General features: G+C 61.8%; 18 protein-coding genes. 12 read left to right on the plus strand and 6 right to left on the minus strand.

Annotated elements, in window-relative coordinates; genetic code table 11:
• Positions 1–174: 174 nt before the first annotated feature.
• The 5 genes from L1075_RS01035 (at position 175) to L1075_RS01055 (ending at position 4,769) form a co-directional block, all read left to right on the plus strand.
• Positions 175–765 carry an IclR family transcriptional regulator gene (locus tag L1075_RS01035; protein WP_246939236.1) on the plus strand — a complete coding sequence of 197 codons (591 nt, stop codon included), beginning with the start codon at positions 175–177 and terminating at the stop codon, positions 763–765.
• Entirely contained in the window at positions 762–1,451 is a 690-nt protein-coding gene (locus tag L1075_RS01040; RefSeq protein ID WP_246939239.1) for a response regulator transcription factor, read from the plus strand. The genes L1075_RS01035 and L1075_RS01040 overlap by 4 nt, the downstream gene beginning before the upstream one ends.
• On the plus strand, positions 1,448–2,830 hold the full coding sequence (locus L1075_RS01045; RefSeq protein ID WP_246939242.1) for a sensor histidine kinase: 1,383 nt from the start codon (positions 1,448–1,450) through the stop codon (positions 2,828–2,830). Before L1075_RS01040 ends, L1075_RS01045 begins: the two co-directional genes overlap by 4 nt.
• On the plus strand, positions 2,827–3,927 hold the full coding sequence (locus L1075_RS01050; protein WP_246939245.1) for an ABC transporter substrate-binding protein: 1,101 nt from the start codon (positions 2,827–2,829) through the stop codon (positions 3,925–3,927). The genes L1075_RS01045 and L1075_RS01050 overlap by 4 nt, the downstream gene beginning before the upstream one ends.
• 83 nt (positions 3,928–4,010) lie before the next feature.
• Positions 4,011–4,769 (plus strand): TlyA family RNA methyltransferase, encoded by a 759-nt coding sequence (locus tag L1075_RS01055; protein ID WP_246939248.1) that lies wholly within the window; start codon positions 4,011–4,013, stop codon positions 4,767–4,769.
• An 11-nt stretch (positions 4,770–4,780) separates the two neighbouring features.
• Here L1075_RS01055 and mscK read toward each other — a convergent pair whose 3' ends face one another.
• Positions 4,781–8,257, minus strand: a complete 3,477-nt coding sequence (gene mscK / locus L1075_RS01060) for a mechanosensitive channel MscK (RefSeq protein ID WP_246939251.1) — start codon at positions 8,255–8,257, stop codon at positions 4,781–4,783.
• A gap of 146 nt (positions 8,258–8,403) precedes the next feature.
• Here mscK and L1075_RS01065 point away from each other — a divergent pair, with 146 nt between their 5' ends.
• The 4 genes from L1075_RS01065 to L1075_RS01080 all read left to right on the plus strand — a co-directional run bounded on the left by L1075_RS01065 (position 8,404) and on the right by L1075_RS01080 (position 10,526).
• A complete protein-coding gene (locus L1075_RS01065) occupies positions 8,404–9,438 on the plus strand; it encodes a phospholipase A (protein ID WP_246939254.1) in 1,035 nt (344 codons plus the stop codon).
• An 83-nt stretch (positions 9,439–9,521) separates the two neighbouring features.
• Positions 9,522–9,854 carry an ElaB/YgaM/YqjD family protein gene (locus L1075_RS01070; RefSeq protein WP_082021365.1) on the plus strand — a complete coding sequence of 111 codons (333 nt, stop codon included), beginning with the start codon at positions 9,522–9,524 and terminating at the stop codon, positions 9,852–9,854.
• The gene (locus L1075_RS01075) at positions 9,854–10,249 is read left to right on the plus strand and encodes a phage holin family protein (RefSeq protein WP_040243865.1); all 396 of its coding nucleotides are present in this window, start codon (positions 9,854–9,856) and stop codon (positions 10,247–10,249) included. Before L1075_RS01070 ends, L1075_RS01075 begins: the two co-directional genes overlap by 1 nt.
• Positions 10,236–10,526, plus strand: a complete 291-nt coding sequence (locus tag L1075_RS01080) for a YqjK-like family protein (protein ID WP_246939257.1) — start codon at positions 10,236–10,238, stop codon at positions 10,524–10,526. Before L1075_RS01075 ends, L1075_RS01080 begins: the two co-directional genes overlap by 14 nt.
• Positions 10,527–10,571: 45 nt before the next feature.
• On the opposite strand, the gene L1075_RS01085 is transcribed toward L1075_RS01080, so the two are convergent.
• Together L1075_RS01085 and L1075_RS01090 are read right to left on the minus strand one after the other, a co-directional pair.
• Positions 10,572–10,994 (minus strand): nucleoside-diphosphate sugar epimerase/dehydratase, encoded by a 423-nt coding sequence (locus L1075_RS01085; RefSeq protein WP_246939260.1) that lies wholly within the window; start codon positions 10,992–10,994, stop codon positions 10,572–10,574.
• A 30-nt stretch (positions 10,995–11,024) separates the two neighbouring features.
• Positions 11,025–12,209, minus strand: a complete 1,185-nt coding sequence (locus L1075_RS01090; protein WP_246939263.1) for a BaiN/RdsA family NAD(P)/FAD-dependent oxidoreductase — start codon at positions 12,207–12,209, stop codon at positions 11,025–11,027.
• A gap of 294 nt (positions 12,210–12,503) precedes the next feature.
• Between L1075_RS01090 and L1075_RS01095 the strand changes: the two genes are divergently transcribed.
• Entirely contained in the window at positions 12,504–13,619 is a 1,116-nt protein-coding gene (locus L1075_RS01095; protein ID WP_246939266.1) for an efflux RND transporter periplasmic adaptor subunit, read from the plus strand.
• Positions 13,619–16,723 carry an efflux RND transporter permease subunit gene (locus L1075_RS01100; RefSeq protein WP_246939269.1) on the plus strand — a complete coding sequence of 1,035 codons (3,105 nt, stop codon included), beginning with the start codon at positions 13,619–13,621 and terminating at the stop codon, positions 16,721–16,723. Before L1075_RS01095 ends, L1075_RS01100 begins: the two co-directional genes overlap by 1 nt.
• A gap of 229 nt (positions 16,724–16,952) precedes the next feature.
• Here L1075_RS01100 and L1075_RS01105 read toward each other — a convergent pair whose 3' ends face one another.
• The 3 genes from L1075_RS01105 to L1075_RS01115 all read right to left on the minus strand — a co-directional run bounded on the left by L1075_RS01105 (position 16,953) and on the right by L1075_RS01115 (position 18,763).
• Entirely contained in the window at positions 16,953–17,954 is a 1,002-nt protein-coding gene (locus tag L1075_RS01105) for an aldo/keto reductase (RefSeq protein ID WP_246939272.1), read from the minus strand.
• Positions 17,955–18,155: 201 nt separating this feature from the next.
• The gene (locus L1075_RS01110) at positions 18,156–18,467 is read right to left on the minus strand and encodes a hypothetical protein (protein WP_246895616.1); all 312 of its coding nucleotides are present in this window, start codon (positions 18,465–18,467) and stop codon (positions 18,156–18,158) included.
• A 104-nt stretch (positions 18,468–18,571) separates the two neighbouring features.
• Positions 18,572–18,763, minus strand: a complete 192-nt coding sequence (locus L1075_RS01115; RefSeq protein WP_178998057.1) for a CopG family transcriptional regulator — start codon at positions 18,761–18,763, stop codon at positions 18,572–18,574.
• 207 nt (positions 18,764–18,970) lie between these two features.
• Between L1075_RS01115 and dauA the strand changes: the two genes are divergently transcribed.
• A complete protein-coding gene (gene dauA / locus L1075_RS01120; protein ID WP_246939274.1) occupies positions 18,971–20,743 on the plus strand; it encodes a C4-dicarboxylic acid transporter DauA in 1,773 nt (590 codons plus the stop codon).
• The last annotated feature ends 2 nt before the right edge of the window (positions 20,744–20,745 follow it).

Here is a 20,745-nt window from a genome sequence, read left to right on the forward strand (position 1 = left end):
TTGAAATGGGTTGCAGGTAACCTGACACTTACCTTACAGTTCTGTAAGGCAGAACAACGTTCCCTTGAGCAGAAAACTAGGCTTGTCATACGCAAGCGTCAACGCTCACGCCGTCGTTCAAGACTAAAGTTGAATATCGTCATTGCGGCACGCAAACACCCCTGGAGGCACGCCATGGCGCAAGACCGGGTAGAGGCTGTCGAACGTGCGCTCTCCGTCATGGAAGCCTTCGACACCCAACATGAAAGCCTGTCCTTGGCCGAACTGGCCGAGGCCACCACACTCTATAAAAGCACGCTGTTACGCTTGCTCGGCTCGCTGGAGCGTTACGATTACGTGCAGCGCGATGGACGGGGTCGCTATCGTCTGGGGGCCACGCCGGCACGTCTGGCCCGTCGGCATGTGCCTTCGCGCCAGTTGGCCAGCCTGGTCATGCCGGTTCTCGAACGTTTATGCCACGACACCGGGGAAACTGCCGCGCTGCTTTCATATGAGGAAGGCCAGATGGAATGCCGCTTGAGCACCTTGCCGGACACGGACCTGCGTCATACGTTACGCCCCGGCTACCGCTGGCAGTGGCGAGATGGCGATCCCTCTCTGGCCTTGCCGGGCGGCACGATGACCTGCCAAGCGATCCCCGACACCGCGTTCTGGCTGAGCCTTTCCGGCCCCAAAGGGCGCCTGCCCGCCCGCGAGGCGAGGCGCGCCCTGCAAGAGGCCGCGACACGACTGAGCCAACGCGCATTGCAGGACTATCCGTCATGACCCCCGAGACCATAGCCCCCCTGCTGCTGGTCGAGGACGATGCGTTACTGGCCAGTACGCTATACGACGCACTGAGTCTGGCCGGCTACCGGGTCGATGCCCTCGAGGACGGTGACGCCGCCTTCACGCGTCTCGCCACTCCCGATCATGGCCACGCCTTGGTCCTGCTCGACCTCAACCTACCGGGGCGTGGCGGCCTCGAGATACTCGATGCCATGCGTCGCCACGATCGCGACACGCCGGTGCTGATCCTCACCGCACGCGGCGCCATCGAGGACCGCGTCAAGGGGCTTGACCTGGGCGCCGACGACTACCTGGCCAAGCCCTTCGCCCTGGACGAACTGGAAGCCCGGGTGCGAGCCCTCTTGCGTCGTCGTCAGCACGACGACGGCACGCAGTTGCATGTCGGGGCGCTGCATTTCGATACCCTGACGCAACGCTTTACCCTCGATGACGTCACGCTCGAACTGCCGCCCCGCGAGCAGCGTCTGCTGGCCTACCTGATGCGCCATGCTGGCGAACCGGTGGAAAAAGCCCACCTGCTCGAACATGTCTTCGCCGAGGAAACGCTCGGTGACAATGCCATCGAGGTCTATATCCATCGCCTGCGGCGACGTCTTGCAGATTCGTCGCTGACACTGCGCACCGTGAGGGGGCTGGGTTATCTGTTGGAGAGCGACGCGTGAGCCCAACGGTCAACTCCCCCAGTCTCTACCGGCGACTGCTGATCTGGCTGCTGGTGCCCATGCTGGCCCTGGGCACTTTGATGCTCGTTCAGGCTTACTTCGCCTCGCGCGATACCGCCGACCGGGCGTTCGATCGCCTACTCGAGTCGGCCTCGCTCTCCATCGCCGAGCAGGTCAAACGCCAGCAAGGCCAGCTATGGATGGATCTCCCCCCAGCGGCCCTGAAAATGCTGGCCTCGAACGCCGAAGAGCGCGTTTTCTATGCCCTTTACGATGCCCATGACAACTTCATCAGCGGCAACGCCGAGCTACCGCCCATCGATGACGGGCAAGGCAGCATGCGCTTCACCAACATCCAGTGGCACGATATGTCACTGCGTCTCGGCGTTCGGCACTCTCAACTCGAAGGATGGCGTGACCGCCAGCCTTTCGAGGTCCGCGTGGCGCATACCCGCGAAGGGCGTGAAGCCCTGACACAGACGCTATTCCAAGGCAGCATGCTGCGTTTGATTGCCATGGCGATGTTGGCGATCGGCGTGGTGCTGCTCGGCGTGCGCATGGCGTTGATGCCCCTGACCCAGCTACGCCGGGCGATCCGCGCTCGCGACCCGCGAACCCTGGCACCGCTCGACCTGACCTTGCCTCGCGAACTCGCCGAACTACGCGAAACCCTCAACGATCTGCTGGCGCGCATGCGCCGCGTGCGCGCCAATCAGGAGCGTTTCATCGGCGACGCCTCACACCAGTTGCGTACCCCACTGGCAGGGCTTTCGGCACGCGCCGAGCTCGCCCTGCGCCAGGACGACCCCCGCGCCTGGCACGATGCACTCGGTGTCATGCGCGGCAGTGCCGACAAGACCGCGCGCCTTGCTTCACAACTACTCTCCCTGACACGCCTCAACAACCCCGAGTCGATGCCGGAAGCCCGCGACATCGATCTTTGCGACATCGCGCGGCAAGCCGTACGCGACGCCCTGTCGAGCTGTCATCGCGCAGGGATCGACCTGGGCGTCGAAACCCCACCACATGCCGTCATCCAGCTTGCAGTCCAATGGCAGCTCGCCGAGGCCCTTGCCAACTTGATCGATAACGCCAGCCGCTATGGCGCATCACGCATTACGGTGCGCGTCGGCGAGGCCCCGACGCGGCTCGAGGTCGAAGACGACGGCCCCGGCATCCCCGAAGCGCAACGCCTGCTGGTGCTGCGCCCCTTCCATCGCGGCATGGAAGGCGGCCAAGGCTCGGGGCTTGGCCTGGCGATCGTCGACGGCATCGCCCGAGCCCATGCCGCCAGACTCACCCTGGTGCCGGCACGGCCGAATGCCGAGCCACCAGGTTTGCGCGTGCGTTTGCATTTCCCCGAGGAGTCAACATCATGACCGCGCCATATCGCTCACTCGCATGCTGGGTCCTCGCACTGGCCGGCATGCTGCTATCGGCCATGTCACGGGCCGACGACGCCCATGTGCTGCGTTACGCAGCTCCCCACGAGGCTACCGCGCAGCCACTGGAAATTTACGGTGCACTGGACAACGACCTGATGGCCCCGCTGCTGGCCGATTTTCATGCGCGCTATCCCGACATCGAACTCACCTACCGCAACCTGACCACGCTCACGTTGTACCGGCGCTTTTTAGCGGAAGACGAGGCCTCCGCCGATGTCGTCATGTCCTCGGCGATGCCCTGGCAATATCAACTCGCCAACCGAGGCCATGCACAGGCGTTGACCACCTCCGCAGCCAGGCAGTGGCCCCAGGCGTCTCGCTGGCGCCACGAATTGTTCGGCTTCACCTTCGAGCCCGTAGTCATCGTCTATCGACGCGATGCCCTCGAGGGCGCCACACCACCGGATAGCCACGAAGCCTTGCTGCGCTTGCTCACCCACGAACGCCAGCGCCTAACAGGCCGCGTGGTGACTTACGATCCCTGGCGCAGCGGCGCCGGCTATACCTATGCCACCGAAGACGCACACATGTCACCGCGCTACTGGGAACTGGTGGCCGCCTTGGGCGGCGTGAAAGCGGCGCTGGCCGATACCACCGGCGAAATGCTCGACGGTCTGGCCGACGGACGCTACGCCGTCGGTTATAACTTGCTGGGTTCTTATGCACGCGATTTCGTGGCCGATCACCCGCAACTGGAAATGGTCATTCCCAGCGATTATGCCCTGGTGACACAGCGCCTGGTGCTGATTCCCAATCGCGCGCCCCACCCCGAGACCGCCGAGCGCTTCGTCGATTATCTTCTCAGTCGTCAAGGTCAGCAGGTGATCCGCGACAAGACGCCCCTCGGGGCGGTACACACCGCACTCGAAGGCGAAGGCACTGCCCGTGACTTACGCAAGACCCTTGGCGATGCCCTTCACCCGATCGCCATCGACCCCAGCCTGCTGGCCACGCTCGACACCCTCAAGCGCCACTCGCTGCTCGAGCGTTGGCAGCGCGAGTACACGCGACTCAGCGACAACGGGCCGTGACCGCATGAACGTCACGCGGCCTCGCGCTATACTACACGGCGTTTTATCGACGCCTTTTAATCAATTCCTCCAGCGGTGTGGGCATGCAACGTCTCGACCATCTTCTCGTCGCCCAGGGTTGGGCACGCTCACGCACGCGGGCCCAGCGTCTGATCCGTCATGGGCGCGTCACGCTGGTCTCGACGGAGCCTCCGCGCACGCTGACCAAGCCCAGCGAGAAAGTCGCTGACGACAGCCGTTTCCAGCTCGCCGACGATCCGGAGGAACGCTACGTCTCGCGCGCCGGTCTCAAGCTGGAGGCCGTGCTCGAGACGCTGGGACTTCGCCTCGAAGGCATGACGGTAATCGATGTGGGGCAATCCACCGGCGGGTTCACGGATTGCGCTCTGCGCTACGGCGCCGCGAGCGTAGTGGGGATCGAAGTCGGGCGCGACCAGCTCGACACATCGCTGCGCGAGGATGAGCGCGTTATCTGCCTGGAAGGCGTCAACGCCCGCGCGCTTCCCCAAGAACGGCTCGCAGCCCTGGCGCCGGAAGGACTCCACGTGGCGGTCATGGACGTTTCCTTCATCTCGCAGACCTTGATCCTGCCCCAGCTCGCCGCCGTGCTATCCCCTGGCGCGCACCTGGTATCACTGGTCAAACCGCAATTCGAGGTCGGCCCCCACAAGGTCGACGCCCACGGCATCGTCCGCGATCCGGCGCTTTACGCGACGGTGGAAGCTCGCATCCGCGAGAGTTGCGCCGATGCCGGCTTCGAGATCCGCCACTGGCAGGAAAGCCCGCTGCGCGGCGGCGATGGTAACCGCGAGTTCCTCCTGCATGCGGCCAAGAGCCTCTGACGGCTGCCTCCTTATTCATCGCTGTCAGCCGTACCGTCTCCGCCGTGGCCGCGACCGGTATCGACATCCTCGATTCCCTCGCGTCGCGCCGGCCTCGATGTCGACACCTCGCCGCCCAATGGGGCATCCGCCTGGGGCTGCGAACTTACCCAGGCCTGCCGCCCCGACGCATCGTGCAGCCAGACATCCATCTGATTGAACGCAATGCGGATGCCGTGCTCGTGGAACAAGGCATCGAGGCGTCGATTGATTTCATCACTGGCATACAGGCGATCCATCAAGTCGTTGACGAAGATCCGCAACTCGAAGCTGAACGCCGTCGCGCCGTATTCGAGGCAGAATATCTGCGGCTCGGGCTCCCGCAACACGCGTTGATTTTCTTCAGCGGCCTGGCGCATCAGTCGATGGACCTGCTCCAGGTCGGAGCCGTGTGAGACACCATAGGTCAGCACCACCCGCGTGATGTTGTCGGAAAGCGACCAATTGATCAGTTGATCGGTGACGAAGGTCTTGTTGGGGATGATGATTTCCTTGCGGTCGAAATCCGTCACTGTGGTGGCGCGAATGCGGATGCGGCTGACCGTACCGTGCAGGTTCCCCAAGGTGATGGTATCGCCGATACGCACCGGGCGTTCGAACAGGATGATCAGCCCCGAAATGAAGTTGGCGAAGATCTCCTGTAGCCCGAAGCCCAGCCCCACGCCCAGTGCGGCGACCAGCCATTGCAACTTGTCCCACGACACCCCGAGCGTTCCCAACGACACCACGACCCCCGTCCCCACGATGGTGTAGGAAAGAAGCGAGGAGATAGCATAAGCACTACCCTGCTTGAGGCTCAGGCGCGAGAGCACCATGACCTCCAGAAGCCCGGGCAGGTTGCGCGCCATCATCAAGGTCAAAGCGATCAGCACCAGCGCCGTGAGCACATCGGCCACGGTGATCGGGCTGGTGGTCATCGCCTCTCCCTGGCCGCGCTCGATCTGCCATACGGTGACGTTGTCGAGGTAGGACAACACGCTCAGCAAGTCCGCCCACACCACGTAAAGCAGCAGGGTGAAACCCAGAAACAGAATCAGCTTGGACAGGCGCAGCGACTGCTGGTTGACCTGCTCCATATCCAGCGGCGGCTCTTCGACTACCTCGAGACCGCTTTCGGTGTCCTCCTTGGCCTGCGCACGACGGCGCGTCACCGCACGACGATAAGCCAGACGCCGCGCCGCGACCGCCAGTCCGCGGACGACCGCTGCCTCGACGAGAATCCACAGCCCGAGAATATAGATCGAGGTAATGAAGCGGCCGATCAAACTTAGCGCGGTGTACTCGAAGCCCATGACGATCAGGCCCGCGAGTATCAATGGCACGGCCGATAACGCCAGCCCCAGCAGCAGACGAAAGAGCTTGAGGCCGAAAAACGGTACATGGGCGAGGATCAGACGCACCAATACTACGGTCATCGTCACCAGCCCCAGCAGCAGCAACAGCAGCGACAACGGTCGCTCCGCCAGGCGACCATCGCTGTAGGGCGCCACGTTACTGATCAAGATGACCGGGATTAGCGCGATACCCAGCCATAACAAAAGGCGCCGCAAGCGCAGCACGTACTGCGGTGACCAGTGAAAGTGGCGCGCAGCCACGCCATCGGCGACCAGTAAACGTCGCGACCAGGCGATGACCCCCCATGCCAGTGCCAGTTGTAGCAGCGCATCTCCCAGCACCACGGCGAATCCATGCCCGCCAAGATTGAGCGCTCCACCCACGGCCGCCATCGTCAGGGGACCATGCGCGGCGAGTAACGCATTGAGCGCGATGGCTCGCGGTGTGTGCATCTGGGTGTCGCGCTTGAGGCGTCCGATTTCCTCGTGCAGCCTGAGCAGCGACGCCTTGAGGCGACGCCGCCATAGCAACAGTGCGCCGGACAACAGCAAGAGTGGCACCATGGCGAACGCCTCGGCGTTGGGCCGTTGCCACGCGGACACCACAGCCTCACGCCAACTGCCGTCGGTCATGCTCTTCCACAAAGTGCGAGGAAACTGCCGTAACCATGCCCAGTCCAGCGGGCGCCCATTGGCCACCCAGAAAAGCTGCTCTTCGATGGTCGCGCGCAGCTCGTCACTGATCTTCAGCAACTGCTGCTGATTGAGCTGCTGGTTGATGGCAATCGTCAGCAAGTTGCCATATTCCCCGTCGAGCTGGTCGAGCAACTCGCGGCGCGACTCGAACAACTTGATCAACGCCTCACGCAGCCCCGGGGCGTCATCTATATCCGCCTCGGCCAGGCTTTTATCGGCCAATTGCTGGGGGCGTCGCAAGGCGTCGCGTTGCTGCGACAGATCAAACTGACGCAGGCGCAGGTCGGCGATTTCGTCCTGTAATCCACTCCGTGCATCGACCTCGGGCAACGACTCTCGCTGCTCGCGAAGGATGCGCGATAGCAGCAAGCTCCCGCGAATCGCATCGATCTGTTCATTGAGCGTGCGCTGGACCTGGCGCACACGGTCAAGCTGGGTACGGGTTTCGATACCCTCGCGAACCAGGTCGTTAGCACGGTCGGTCACTTCCAGCAATTCACTGCTCAAGTCGCGATTGACCTGCTGAACTTGGGTCAACACGGGATGGCCAGCAATGGTCTCGGCATCTTCGCGGCCGACATCGGCGATGGCCTTCTCCGACTGCTCACGTCGCGCCCGGTCCAGTGCCGACTGCAACGCCGACAATTGGCTTTCCTGTCGCGCGATGCGCTTTTCCAGCACGTCGCGCTGCTGCATCGCCAACTCTCGCAGGCGGGTGTTGTGGGAAAGTTCGCTTTGATGCCACCGCGCGCGGCGCTCGGCCAATGCCTGTTCGACCCGATAGCGGTCTCGCTTGGCAAGTTCCGCCTCGTTTGATTCTTCGACGTCGTCCAGCTCGGCAAGTTGCGACTGGCGCGTATCGGCACGCTCTCGAGCCTCGGCGATGGCCGTCTGAGCGCGTTCGGGAAGGGTCTGGGCGCTAATCAACTGAGCATTGACGTCCGCCAGACGGCTTTGCAGTTTCTCGAGGTCTGCCAGGGCATCGCCGGTACGTTCGCGCAACTCATCCAGTGACAAATCACCGAGGTCGCTCTCACTCGGTGTCGCCGACGCTTCTTCCAGGCGCTGCAGCTGTTGCGTCAAGGATTGCGATTCCTGAGGCGCGTTCTGCGCACGCTGCTCGAGCGCGTCGAGTTTATCGTCGACCGAGTCCAGTTCTTTCAGCGCCTCCAGCGTCGCGCGAGTATCGTCTATGGCTGTGCGCTGGTCGCTATCGGGCTGCTCGATGGATTGCAACCGATCCAACCGGGTCGTCAGCGCATCGTGCTCAGGTAATGCCGACTGCGCCGAGGCGTCGCCAACCACACACAGCAGGCAAATCGCTACACATGCGATACAATGAGCGGCACGCCACTTGGCGTGCACACGCCCAGGCCAGCATTGCCAAGCGAAAAAATAATGCCAGCGTCGACACGACATGCTCTGTCCTCGTCCTCATGCGTTGCGCCGATTGTCGGTGCGCGGCACGTACATGGCAATCTTGAGCGGGTATTTGCGTTCTACTTCCAGCGTGATAGAAACATTCACAATGACCAATGTTAGCCATCGACAAGGTACTAAATGACATGGAGTCACCACGCCCCTGCTTGCCGATTCTCGTGTTGTTCACGCTCGTGCTGTCCGCCCCTGCGCAGGCCGCTACCCCCCTGAGCGATAGCGAACGCGAGGCCATTGAAGCGCGCGTCCAATCACTGGAAACGGAGCTTCACGAGCTGCGCGAAACATTGGCCGACGATGCCACGGCCACAGAGGCCGACGCCACGCCCGAAGAACGCGAGGCACAGAACGTAGAAACACGCGCCGTCAAACGTCGCGAACTGGAACGAGAGTCGTCACGCAACCCTCTGGCGGTGACCACGTATCGGCGCAACTACCTATTGCCGTGGGCCTACAACGCCAATCCGGATCAAGACCGCTTCCGCCAGGTCAGCGATGCGGCCAGCGCCGATAGCGCCGAGGTCAAGTACCAGTTGAGCTTCAAGGTCAACCTGGTCGAAGACCTGTTCGATGATAATGGCGATGTGTACTTCGCTTACACTCAGCGAAGCTGGTGGCAAGCCTACAATTCCGAAGCGTCGGCGCCATTTCGCGAGACCAACTACGAACCCGAAATGTTCGTCAGTTTCGATAACGACATGAGTGCCCTAGGCTGGACCAATACCATCAATCGTATCGGCTTCGCTCACCAGTCCAACGGTCGCTCCGACCCATTGTCGCGTAGCTGGAATCGTGTCTACGCCGATATGGTGTTCCAACGCGGCGAATGGGCCGTGAGCGTCGCTCCCCACTGGCGCGTCCCCGAGGACGAGGAAGACGACAACAACCCCGACCTTCAGGACTACATCGGCTATGGTGACATCACCATGGTGCGCGCTTTCGGCGATCAGGAAATTTCCCTGCTGATGCGCGGTAACCCCGGCAAGGACCATTACGGCGCCCAGTTGGACTACTCATTCCCGCTCTTCGGCAAGGTTCGCGGTTACGTTCAGTATTATCACGGTTATGGCGAGAGCCTGATCGACTACGACCACATCAACCGACGCCTAGGGCTCGGTTTCAGCATCAACACCTTCCTGGCTGGCATTCCTGGCCTGGAGTAACGATGCAGGCCAGGAAGGGCTATTGATACGGCGGCTTGGCCTGCTATGCTGAAGACGCCATTAACCTGTCAGAGGAAGACACCATGACCATGCAGCCTACCGGCGGCCACCGCGAAAGCGAAGCTTCCACCGAGCAGCTCAAGGATGACCTGCGCCACCTGTCACAGACCGTTGAAGAACTGGTCAAGGCGACAGCTGACGATTCTCGCGGACACATCACCGAGGCGCGCGAGCGTGCTCAACAGCGTCTCAGCGAAACGCGCGCCAAGCTTGAAGCCCGCGGCGAAAAATTCTACGAAAGCGCACGCGACCAGATGGATTGCTGTGATCGTTACGTGCGTGACAATCCCTGGACCAGCATCGGCATCGGCGCTGGTGTCGGGGTCGTCATTGGCTTGCTCATCGGGCGTCGCTAATGGCGGATCGCCAGGGACCGGCGGAGCGCGTCATTACCTCGGCGCGCCGTCTGCTTTCCAATATGATCGCTACAGGCGAGACGCGTTTGCGTCTCGCCGTGCTCGAGCTTGAAGCCGAACGAGATCGCATGCTCAGCCTGCTATTGCTGGCAGGCGCTGCATTGATCACTTTCTCGTTCGCCCTCGGCATGCTGCTTTTAATGCTGGTGGTCTTGTATTGGGAAGATCATCGCCTGCTAGCAATCGGCGTCTGCGCGGCTGTGCTGTTCATCATCACCGCATGCTTTGCGTACAGCGCCAAGCGCATCGCCAAGCGTCGACGCTTGATGCAGTCCACCTTGAGTCATTTGGAACAAGACCGCCAAGCGCTGGGGGGCTCCCGTGAATCGTCGTGAACGCGCCGCGGAGCTCGAATATCTCGAGACACGCATCCTGCAGCAACGTCTCGATATGGGGCATGCGCTGCATGACTGGCGCGATGCCACGGCTCCTATCGATCATGGTTGGCAGCGCTTGATGCAGTGGCGTGCGCCCTTGCTCGGTGGCTTCGGCCTGCTCGCGGCACAGGGTGTGCGACGGCCGAGGTCTACACGCGCCTGGATGCGTCGCGGACTCTCGACCTTCTTATTGTTCAATCGAGCGCGCGCCTTGTATCACCTCGTACGCCGTTAGCCCCATGCTATGGCCATGAAGCCCCCGCTCGGGGGCTTTTTCATTTCAATGTGTCAGCCGACTAGTCAGCACGGCGTCGATATCTTCGTCGTCCGGTGACAGGCGTACACAGGGCACACCCCACGTCGCCAACCGCTCACGTGTTTCTTCGGCGAACACCGCCAGATCGTCCGCATCGCAATAAACCACCGCCGCCACACCATGACGCTCTACCAGTGACGGCACCTCGCTGGGATAGTAGACGCGTATGCCTTCCACTTGCGTGCCGTGATGCCAGGGGTAGTCATCGATCACCGCCAGTGCCTTGTAGCGTGTCGAACATGCGAAATGGGTCAGCAGCCGATAATGCGCGTATTCCAATCCGCACACGACAACCGGTAATCGCTCCCGCATCGCTTTCTCAGCACGACGACCAGGGCGCCACTGGCATAGGGCCTGCCGTAGCCCTCGCAACGCGCGTTGCGACATGGATGCCTCCTCTGCCTTGTGCGTCGATTGCTAAACGGCCTGCCCACAGGCCACACCCGAGGCCCAGGCCCATTGAAAATTAAAGCCACCCAGTTGTCCGGTGACATCCAGCGCCTCGCCGATGAAACGCAGCGCCGGTAGCCCTTCTACCGCAAAGGTCTTGGAAGAAATCGCCTGCGTCTCGACGCCACCCAGCGTCACCTCGGCGGTCCGCCAGCCCTCGGTCCCCGCGGGCTTGAGCTGCCAGCGTTTCAGCTCTTTTTCCAAACGCGCCAACTCTTGGTTGGAAAGCGCGCCCAACGGTTGCTCTGTCACCCCTTGCCATTCGCACCAGGCCTGCGCCAAGCGCTTGGGAAGCCGCTCACCCAGCCACGTGGACACACGACGCTTGGGCGCTTCGTGACGCATGGTGGCCAGTTCCCCAGCAACGTCGGTATCCGGTAGCAAGTCGATGGACAATGCCATACCCGGCTGCCAATGACTGGAAGCCTGCAGCATGGCCGGCCCCGAGACACCGCGATGCGTGAACAGCATGGGTTCACGATAGCGGCCTTCGCCAACCTCGACCGTTACCGGGCAGCTCACCCCCGCCAGCGACGCGGCCCGTTCCCGCCACTGCGAGGTCAGCGTGAACGGCACCAACGCAGCACGCGTCTCGGTGACGCCCAAGCCAAACTGACGGGCGATGTCATACCCGAAACCAGTGGCCCCCATGGTGGGAATCGACAATCCTCCGGTGGCGATGACCACCGCACCGGCATCGATGACGCCACTCGAGGTCTCGAGACGCATGCCTTCGCCGTGTCGTTCAAGGGACGTAACACGCGTCTTGAGGCGTACTTCCGCCCCCGCCCACTCGCATTCGGTGAGCAACATGGATACCACCTGCTTGGCGGAGTCGGAACAGAAGAGCTGCCCCGGCGCTTTTTCGACATGTTCGATGCCATGGCGCTCGACGAGCTCGACGAAATGGCCCGGCGTATAGCGCTTGAGCGCAGAGATACAGAAATGCGGATTGGCAGAGAAGAAATGCTCCGGCCCCGTCGCCAGGTTGGTGAAATTGCAGCGCCCGCCCCCGGACATCAATATTTTCTTGCCCGCCTTGCTGGCATGGTCGAGCACCAACACACGCCGCCCCTCGTAGCCAGCGGTCAGTGCGCACATCAGTCCCGCCGCGCCGGCACCGATCACCACTACATCATAGGTCTGCGCCATCGTCGCGTCTCATTCCAGGCAAAGGCGAACATTCTAAGCGTTATACGAGAAAGCGACGAGCGCGAAGACTCTGCACGCGCCTACCGCATTGAACGCAATGTCGTGGCGCGCCGCGCCAAACGTGTAAAAAGCGTGCATGATGAGCCAAAACGCGTCCTGCACTTTCATCCATGCCTCGGGTCGGATACAACGACACTCTTCCGGCACGTATTATCCGGTGTCACAGGACCGACAACACGAACGCAGGGGCGTGCCCGCGCTCATCGTCAACGAGTAGCATAATAACGAGACACTATGCCCGTATTTCCTCTCCCGGCCGTGTGCGCGCTCGGTCGGTACACTCTCGGGCTGGCGGCATTGAGCCTGCTGGCACTAACAGGCGCACAGGCACAGGAAGACACCGAGCGTACGCAGGTCATCGCTGTGAAGGCCGCCACTGCCAAGTGGAGCGACCCACTGGAAGCGTTGGGCACGCTGCGTGCCGACGAGAGCGTGACGCTTTCCGCCACCGTGACCGAGACCGTGGCCGAACTCAATTTCGATGACGCCCAGCGCGTCGCCGAGGGCGAGTTACTGATTCGCCTCGATGATAGTGCGGAGCAGGCCGAACTGCGTGCCGCTCGCGCATTGCGCCAAGAACGCGAGAATGCCGTGCGGCGCGCTCGGCAACTGCAGGACCGCAAAGTCGGCACTCGCGCCGACTTTGAGGATGCCCAGGCCCAACTTGCCCAGGTCGACGCCCAGATCGACGAGATCCAATCACGCCTCGCCGACCACCGCTTGCGCGCGCCATTCGACGGCACCGTCGGCCAGCGCAATCTCAGTATCGGTGCGCTGGTCACACCCGGAACCGAGCTGGTAACGCTCGACAAGCTCGATTACATGAAGCTCGATTTCACCGTCCCTGCAACGGTGCTCGACATGCTCGCACCGGGGCTGTCGCTCAGCGCTACAACCCCCAGCTACCCCTCCCGCACTTTTCGGGGTGAGGTGAGCAGTATCGGCACGCGGATCGATCCCGTCTCGCGCAGCGTCAGCGTACGCGCTCGTCTGCCCAACCCCGAGCGCACGCTGCGCCCCGGCATGCTGATGGTGGTCACGCTGGAACGCAATCCACGCCAGACGCTAGTGGTGCCGGAGTCCGCTCTCGTGCCCAGCGGCGAACGCCAATACGTCATGCGCATCCTGCGTGATGCGGACAACCGTATCCAACGCCACCAAGTCGAGATCGGCAAACGCCGCGTCGGGACCGTCGAAATCCTCGACGGCCTCGCGCCGGGCGACTGGATCGTCAGCCATGGCATGAACAAGGTTCGCGATGGCGATCACGTAGATATCCTGGCGCTCGACGATGGCAGCCGCACCATCAGCGAAATCCTCGAGACCGCGCGCGACGGAGAAGACGGCTGATGCGCCTTTCCGATACCGCCATTCAGCGCCCGGTGCTGGCAACCGTCTTCGCCTTGTTGTTGATCGCCTTCGGCATCCTCGCGCTCGAACGCTTGCCGGTACAGGAATACCCCGCCATCGACCCGCCGGTAGTCAGCATCGAGACACGTTATCCGGGTGCCTCGGCGGATGTCGTGGAAACCCGCATCACACAGGTACTCGAAGATCGTATCGCCGGCATCGAGGGCATCGATCTCATCGAGTCGACCAGCAGCGATGGTGAGTCCGAGATCGACATCACGTTCAATCTCGACCGCGACATCGAAGCAGCGGCCAATGATATTCGCGACCGGGTGTCCGGGGTCAGCGATAACCTGCCCGAGGAAGCCGACCCACCGGAAGTGGAAAAATCCGATAGCAGCGACGACGTCATCATGTGGCTGAGCCTCACGGCGGAGGGCTACTCGGTATCCGAACTGACCGATTACGCCAATCGCTACCTGGTCGACCGTTTCTCCACGCAAACCGGCGTCTCACGCGTACGCGTCGGCGGTGGCAAGGAATACGCCATGCGTGTGTGGCTAAAGCGCAATGCACTGGCCGCTCGCGACCTGACCGTCAGCGACGTGGAAGGCGCATTGCGCGCCGAAAACGTCGAACTCCCGGCGGGCTTTCTGGAGTCCGACTCGCGCCAGTTCACCCTGCGACTGCCGCGCAGCTTCGAGACCGCCGCCGACTTCCGCGAGCTGGTCATCGACCAGGGAAATGACGGCTATCTCACGCGGCTGAGCGACGTGGCGCGTGTCGAAGTGGGCTCGGTGGAGGAACGCTCGCTGTTTCGCGGCAACGGCGTTCCCATGGTCGGCCTGGGCATCATGAAGCAATCAACCGCCAACATTCTCGAAGTCTCCCAGGGCGTCAAGGCAGAGATGGAGCGCCTGGAATCGACACTGCCCGATGGCATGCAACTGCGACTTAACTTCGATTCCTCGGTGTTCGTCTCCGGCGCCCTGAAGGAAGTCGTCGCCACGCTGTTCATCGCCATGGGTCTGGTCGTCATCGTGATCTTCCTGTTCCTGGGCAATGTGCGGACTACCCTGGTGCCCGCGGTTACCGTGCCGATCTCGATCATCGGTACCTTCATCGCCCTGAACGCCTTCGGCTTCACGCTTAATCTGCTCACGTTGCTTGCCCTGGTACTCGCCATCGGCCTGGTCGTCGACGACGCCATCGTGGTACTCGAAAACGTCCACCGCCGCATGCAGCTCTATGGTGAAACACCGCTGGTGGCCGCCTTTCATGGCACACGCCAGATCGGCTTTGCGGTCATCGCCACCACCCTGGTGCTGATCGCAGTGTTCGTGCCATTGAGCTTTCTGCGCGGTGACATCGGCCGCTTGTTTTCCGAATTCGCATTGACCCTGGCCGCCGCCGTGGCGATCTCCTGTCTGCTGGCGCTGTCGCTGGCTCCCATGATGTGCTCCAAGATCCTCGACCCACGGATGCACGAAAGCCGCATCAGCCATGCGGTGCATACCTTACTCGACGCCACTCAGCGACTCTATCGCTATGTCCTCTTCACTTTGTTACGCGCACGCTGGCTGTGCCTGGTCGTGTTCGTCGCATTGCTCGGCGCCACGGCATGGCTGTTCACCGAGCTACCCAACGAGTACACCCCAAAGGAGGATCGCGGTAATTTCTTCATCCTCGTCAACGGCCCCGAAGGGGCCACCTTCGACTACATGCAGGACTATATGGACGAGATAGAAGCGCGCCTGCTGCCACTGGTCGACGAAGGCGAAATTCGCAACATATCGGTACGCGCACCTCGCGGTTACGGCAACATCGAGAACTTCAACGACGGCATGGTGGTGGTCAGCCTGAGCGAATGGGGCGAGCGACGTTCGGCCTGGGACATCATGGCCGACGTGCGACAGCGCCTCGCGGACCTTCCCGGCGTCGAGGCCGCCCCGGTGATGCGACAAGGCTTCGGCGGGCGCATTCAAAAGCCGGTGCAATTCGTGATCGGCGGCGGCACCTACGAGTCGCTGGTCGTCTGGCGCGACCGTCTGTTCGAGCGCATTCGTGAGGACGATTCGGGACTTACTGCCGTGGAGAGCGACTACAAGGAAACCCAGCCCCAACTGCGCATCGAGATCGACTACCAGCGCGCCGCCGCCCTCGGCGTGACCGTCGACACCATCGGCCGCACCCTGCAAACGCTACTCGGCGGGCGCAGCGTGACCAGCTACGTGGATGACGGCGAGGAATACGATGTGATGCTCGAAGGCGAGCGCGATACACAGCGTAGCCCCGGTGCACTGGACAACATCCAGGTGCGCTCCGAGCGCAGCGGTAAATTGATTCCGCTGGCGAGCCTGGTCACTCTCAGCAACTATGCCGACGCCAGCGAGCTCAACCGCTTCAACCGCATGCGTGCGATCACCCTGGAAGCCAACCTCGAGGACGGCACTTCCATGGGCGAGGCACTGGGGTATCTCAACGCCATCGCCGACGAGGAACTGCCCGCCGACGCCATGATCGACTACAAGGGGCCATCGCGGGACTATCAGGAAGCCAGTGGTGCTACCGCTTTCTTGATGCTGATGGGCCTGCTGGTCGTCTTCCTCGTCCTCGCGGCGCAGTTCGAGAGCTTCGTGCATCCGCTGGTCATCATGCTGACCGTGCCCCTGGCAATCAGCGGCGCCCTGCTCGGCCTGTGGCTGACCGGTCAGTCGCTGAACATCTACAGTCAGGTGGGCATGGTGATGTTGGTGGGGCTGGCCGCCAAGAACGGCATCCTCATCGTCGAGTTCGCCAATCAGCTCCGCGACGAAGGGCGTGCCTTCCGTGACGCGCTGATTGACGCGTCGGTGACGCGCCTGCGCCCGATCCTGATGACCGCCGTGACCACCATGGCCGGCGCCGTGCCGTTGATCCTCGCTAGCGGCCCCGGCGCGGAAACACGCCTGGTCATCGGTACGGTCATCTTCAGTGGTGTGGCCGCCGCCACGCTTTTCACATTGCTCGTCGTGCCCGTCGCCTACGACATCCTGGCCCGGCGTACCGGCTCGCCCAGCGATGTCAGCCGGCAACTCGAACGCGAAATGGGCGGAACGTCATGATGAGAGGCACGTCGTGATAAAAAAGCGCCGCCGGCAGCGTCGGCGGCATGAACGGCAGGCACGGAAGAAACCAGAACACGGCGGGGAAATAAAACCCCGGCCATCCTAGCCGGGAGTTTGCACGGCGCGTCCTTCGCCGCACTTTCATCCTAGAGCCTGCTCGGTCATTTGCCTGTCAGAGATCGCCGACACGCACTGTGCGCGAAACGCGGCGCACGCAGGATGGCCGTCAGGCGAATTCTTCGGTATCGATGTCCGCCTGCTGAGCATCACTGTAACGTCCGCCGCGGACTTGATCGGGCGTCATCATTGCGTTCAACTTTTCGAGCGAGGCAGCATCCAATAGCAATGTCTCCGCTGTCAGATTCTCGCGCATGTGCGCGATATCACGCGTGCCGGGGATGGGCACGATATCGGCCCCCTGCGCCTTCACCCACGCCAGCGCCAGTTGCCCCGGCGTCATCTCCAGCGCCTCGGCAAGCGCTGTGAAATCTGTCAGCAAACGCCGGTTATGCGGGTAATGTTCGTCACTGAAACGCGGCATACCGCGCCGCATGTCGCTTTCTTCCAGACGCGCCGGGTCCGGGACCGCATCCGCGAGAAAGCCTCGGCCCAGCGGGCTGAACGCCACCAGCGTAGTGCCCAGTTCACGGCATGCCGCAAGCAAGGCGATCTCGGGATTGCGCGTCCACAGCGAGTATTCCGACTGCACCGCTGCCACCGGATATTCGGCATGGGCACGACGCAGCGTCTCGGCGGAGACCTCGGACAACCCCACGGCTCGAAGCTTGCCCTCTTCGACCAGCCGTCCCAGCGCCCCGACGCTCTCCTCGATGGGGACCTGGCGGTCCATGCGATGCAGGTAATAGAGATCCAGTCGATCGGTCCGCAGACGCTGCAGGCTCGCCTCGCATTGGCGACGCAGTGTCTCGGGGCGCCCGTCGATCACCTTGCGGCCGAGCGCCGGGTCGATCGCCATGCCACACTTGCTGGCCAGCAGCAACTGATCACGTCGTCCCTCGAGCGCCTTGCCCACCAGCGACTCGTTGGCGGTCGCGCCATAGAGGGTCGCGGTGTCGAAATGCCGATAGCCCATCTCGAACGCCGCCTGCAACGCTCGCACGCCCTCGGCCTCCGGCACCGGCGTCCCGTAGCCATGGGACAGGTTCATGCAACCGAGCCCGATGGTCGGCGACGCGACTTCCTCGAGAAGAGACAACACATTCGGCATGGGGGAATCCTTGTAAGACGGATGAAAAGACTGGGTAGCAACCAAGATGACAGACACAGCTTAGCAAGAGAACGGCTTTCCGGGCTGCGGTGACACGCCACTCGGGAGCGTTTCACACTTTCCTGGCGCCAAATCACAGGCTGACTCGCCATGACCTTGAGGCCGAAGCCCCTTAGAAGCGGACCCTGTCTTAGCAACATCTCACGAGTCAGAGACGCCCATGCAATTGTCGCGATACAGATCGGCATTCGCGTCCAACGCCAAGCGCTTGGTGGCACTGTTGTAATAGAAGGAGCCGGATTCGCCATTAGCAAGCGTGTAGTCACCGCATACTCCATAACCCTTGTTGACGCGAATCAAGTGTGAAATCTCGGCAGGCGTCTGACTCTGGTGTCCTTCCGCTAGGGCCGTGGCGATGTGTGCATCACGCTGTGCCTCGGAATAGGCTTGACCACCGAAGATCAAGCCGGCAACGGCGAGAATGGCGACAAAAGGAATCCATAGATTGTGCATAGCAGTGTCCGTTAAAGGCGATAGACCTGACGTCATGACATAGCTTTTCGACCACAGAGGCAGAGTGACGGAGGACAAACGCGGCCTTGCTAGAAACTCGAGGATCAGGTCGAGGAACTTTTTTCGTCTTCCTGCAGCTGCGAGCCGTACTCCACACCATGCTTATGTAGATAGTCACGTATCAGCTGTCGCACGACTTGCGATGGCGTCAGGTCCTGTAAGGCACACAGCTCCTCGAAGGCGCGTTTCTTTTGTGGATCTATCAGCAACGTGAGACGAGCCGTTTTCTTTTCCATGAGCATTCTCCTCTTTTATTAACATTAAATGTTAATGCTATGACCTTCACGTCGCAATGCCCTGCTCTTTCCCAAGAGCAGCTGGGCGCTCACATTTGCACATGATTATAACTGCATGCTAATGTCATTAACATAATCTTCATTCCTCACACCCAATGCTCCGCTCGACACCAGCATGGCGAGGGGCATGACAGCGAGGGTCATCGTATGTCACGCCACAGGTTTTCCGTTGACTTGCCCAGCATCTCTTCAGGACTTCGCACGGCATGGCAAAGCGGGTACGGCCTCGCCGATTTACGCAAAGATGTGATGGCTGGCCTCACCATCGGCACCGTGGCCGTGCCACTCTCGATGGCGCTGGCGATCGCTACAGGCGTTCCTCCTCAGCAAGGGCTTTACACGGCGATTGTGGCCGGGGCCATCATCGCGTTAACCGGCGGCTCGCGTTTCAATGTGTCAGGCCCGACCGCCGCTTTCGTCGTCATCCTGTTCCCGATTGTCCAGCAATACGGTCTCGGCGGATTGCTCATCGCCTCGATGATGGCCGGCATCATCCTCGTGGCCCTGGGGATTACCCGAATGGGTCGCCTGATCGAGTTCGTGCCTTACCCTGTGGTTCTAGGCTTCACGGCAGGGATTGCAGTCGTCATCGCGGTCCTGCAGATTCCCGATTTCCTGGGACTGAGCGTCGGTCAACTTGGTGAGCATTTCGTCGAAAACCTGGGACGAATCATCGCCTCACTGCCCACAATCGATCCTCTCGAGTTCGGCATTGGGACATTGGCTCTGGTTGTCATGTTGCTATGGCCACGCTTGCATGTCCCCATTCCCGCGCCTCTTGTCGGGTTGATCGTCGGCGCTATCGCGGCTTACGCGGCCAATCAGTGGTTCGGAAGCACAAGCGCACCGGCCGTCGAGACGATTGACTCTCGTTTTACCTGGGAAGCCAATGGCGAGACTGGGACGGGAATTCCCCCGATCGCGCCTTCCTTCATGGCTCCCTGGCTTCTGCCAGGTCCCGATGGCGCTCCATTGGAGCTGAATTTCGAACTGATTCGTGCACTGCTAGGACCCGCCTTCGCCATCGCCATGCTCGGGGCCATCGAATCACTGCTGTGCGCGGTGGTATCGGATGGGCTGACCAAGACCAAGCATGACCCCAACGCCGAGCTGGTTGGCCAAGGGCTGGGCAACATCGTGGCGCCACTCTTCGGTGGCATCACCGCCACGGCAGCTATTGCCCGGACGGCGACCAACATCCGCAGCGGCGGGCGCTCCCCCATCGCCGCGGTGGTGCACTCCGTCGTGGTGCTGTTGGCCGTCATCGCGCTCGCAGGATTGCTGGGCCTCGTTCCCATGGCCGCCCTGGCGGCGCTGCTGTTCATCATTGCCTGGAACATGAGCGAAGCGCGTCATTTCCTGCATACCTTGCGCTCGGCGCCTCCCGGCGACGTCGCCATCCTGGTCACCTGTTTCGGCCTGACCGTTCTGTTTGACATGGTCCTGGCCGTCGCAGTCGGCATGGGATTAGCCGCAGCACTCTTTATCCGACGCATGGCCTTGCTGACCACGACCGATCGCCTCGAGACCGAACGGCACCCTGCCGTCACCGGGCTGCCTCCGGAAATGGCGGTGTACGAAATCAATGGGCCTTTGTTCTTCGGAGTGGCCGAGAAGGCCCTCACATCCCTTCATCGGGTGGACCGTCACGTCCAGACCATATTGATAGACATGCACAAGGTTCCCAGCATGGATGGCACGGCCATCGTCGCCCTCCAGTCGCTCATCGGCGAAATGCATCGCGAGGGAGTGGCTCTGATCCTGGTAGGGTTACCCACACGCATTATCGTCAAGCTTCGCCGTGCAGGTATTCGAAAAGTCGCTGGAATGCTGACCTACCGTAGCGACTTGCACTCGGCCAGAACCGTCGCGCTACGTTGGCATCACGAGCGAAACGACATGGATCGCAACACCTACTGAGG

This window comes from Chromohalobacter beijerinckii (assembly GCF_023061185.1).
Lineage (GTDB): Bacteria > Pseudomonadota > Gammaproteobacteria > Pseudomonadales > Halomonadaceae > Chromohalobacter > Chromohalobacter beijerinckii.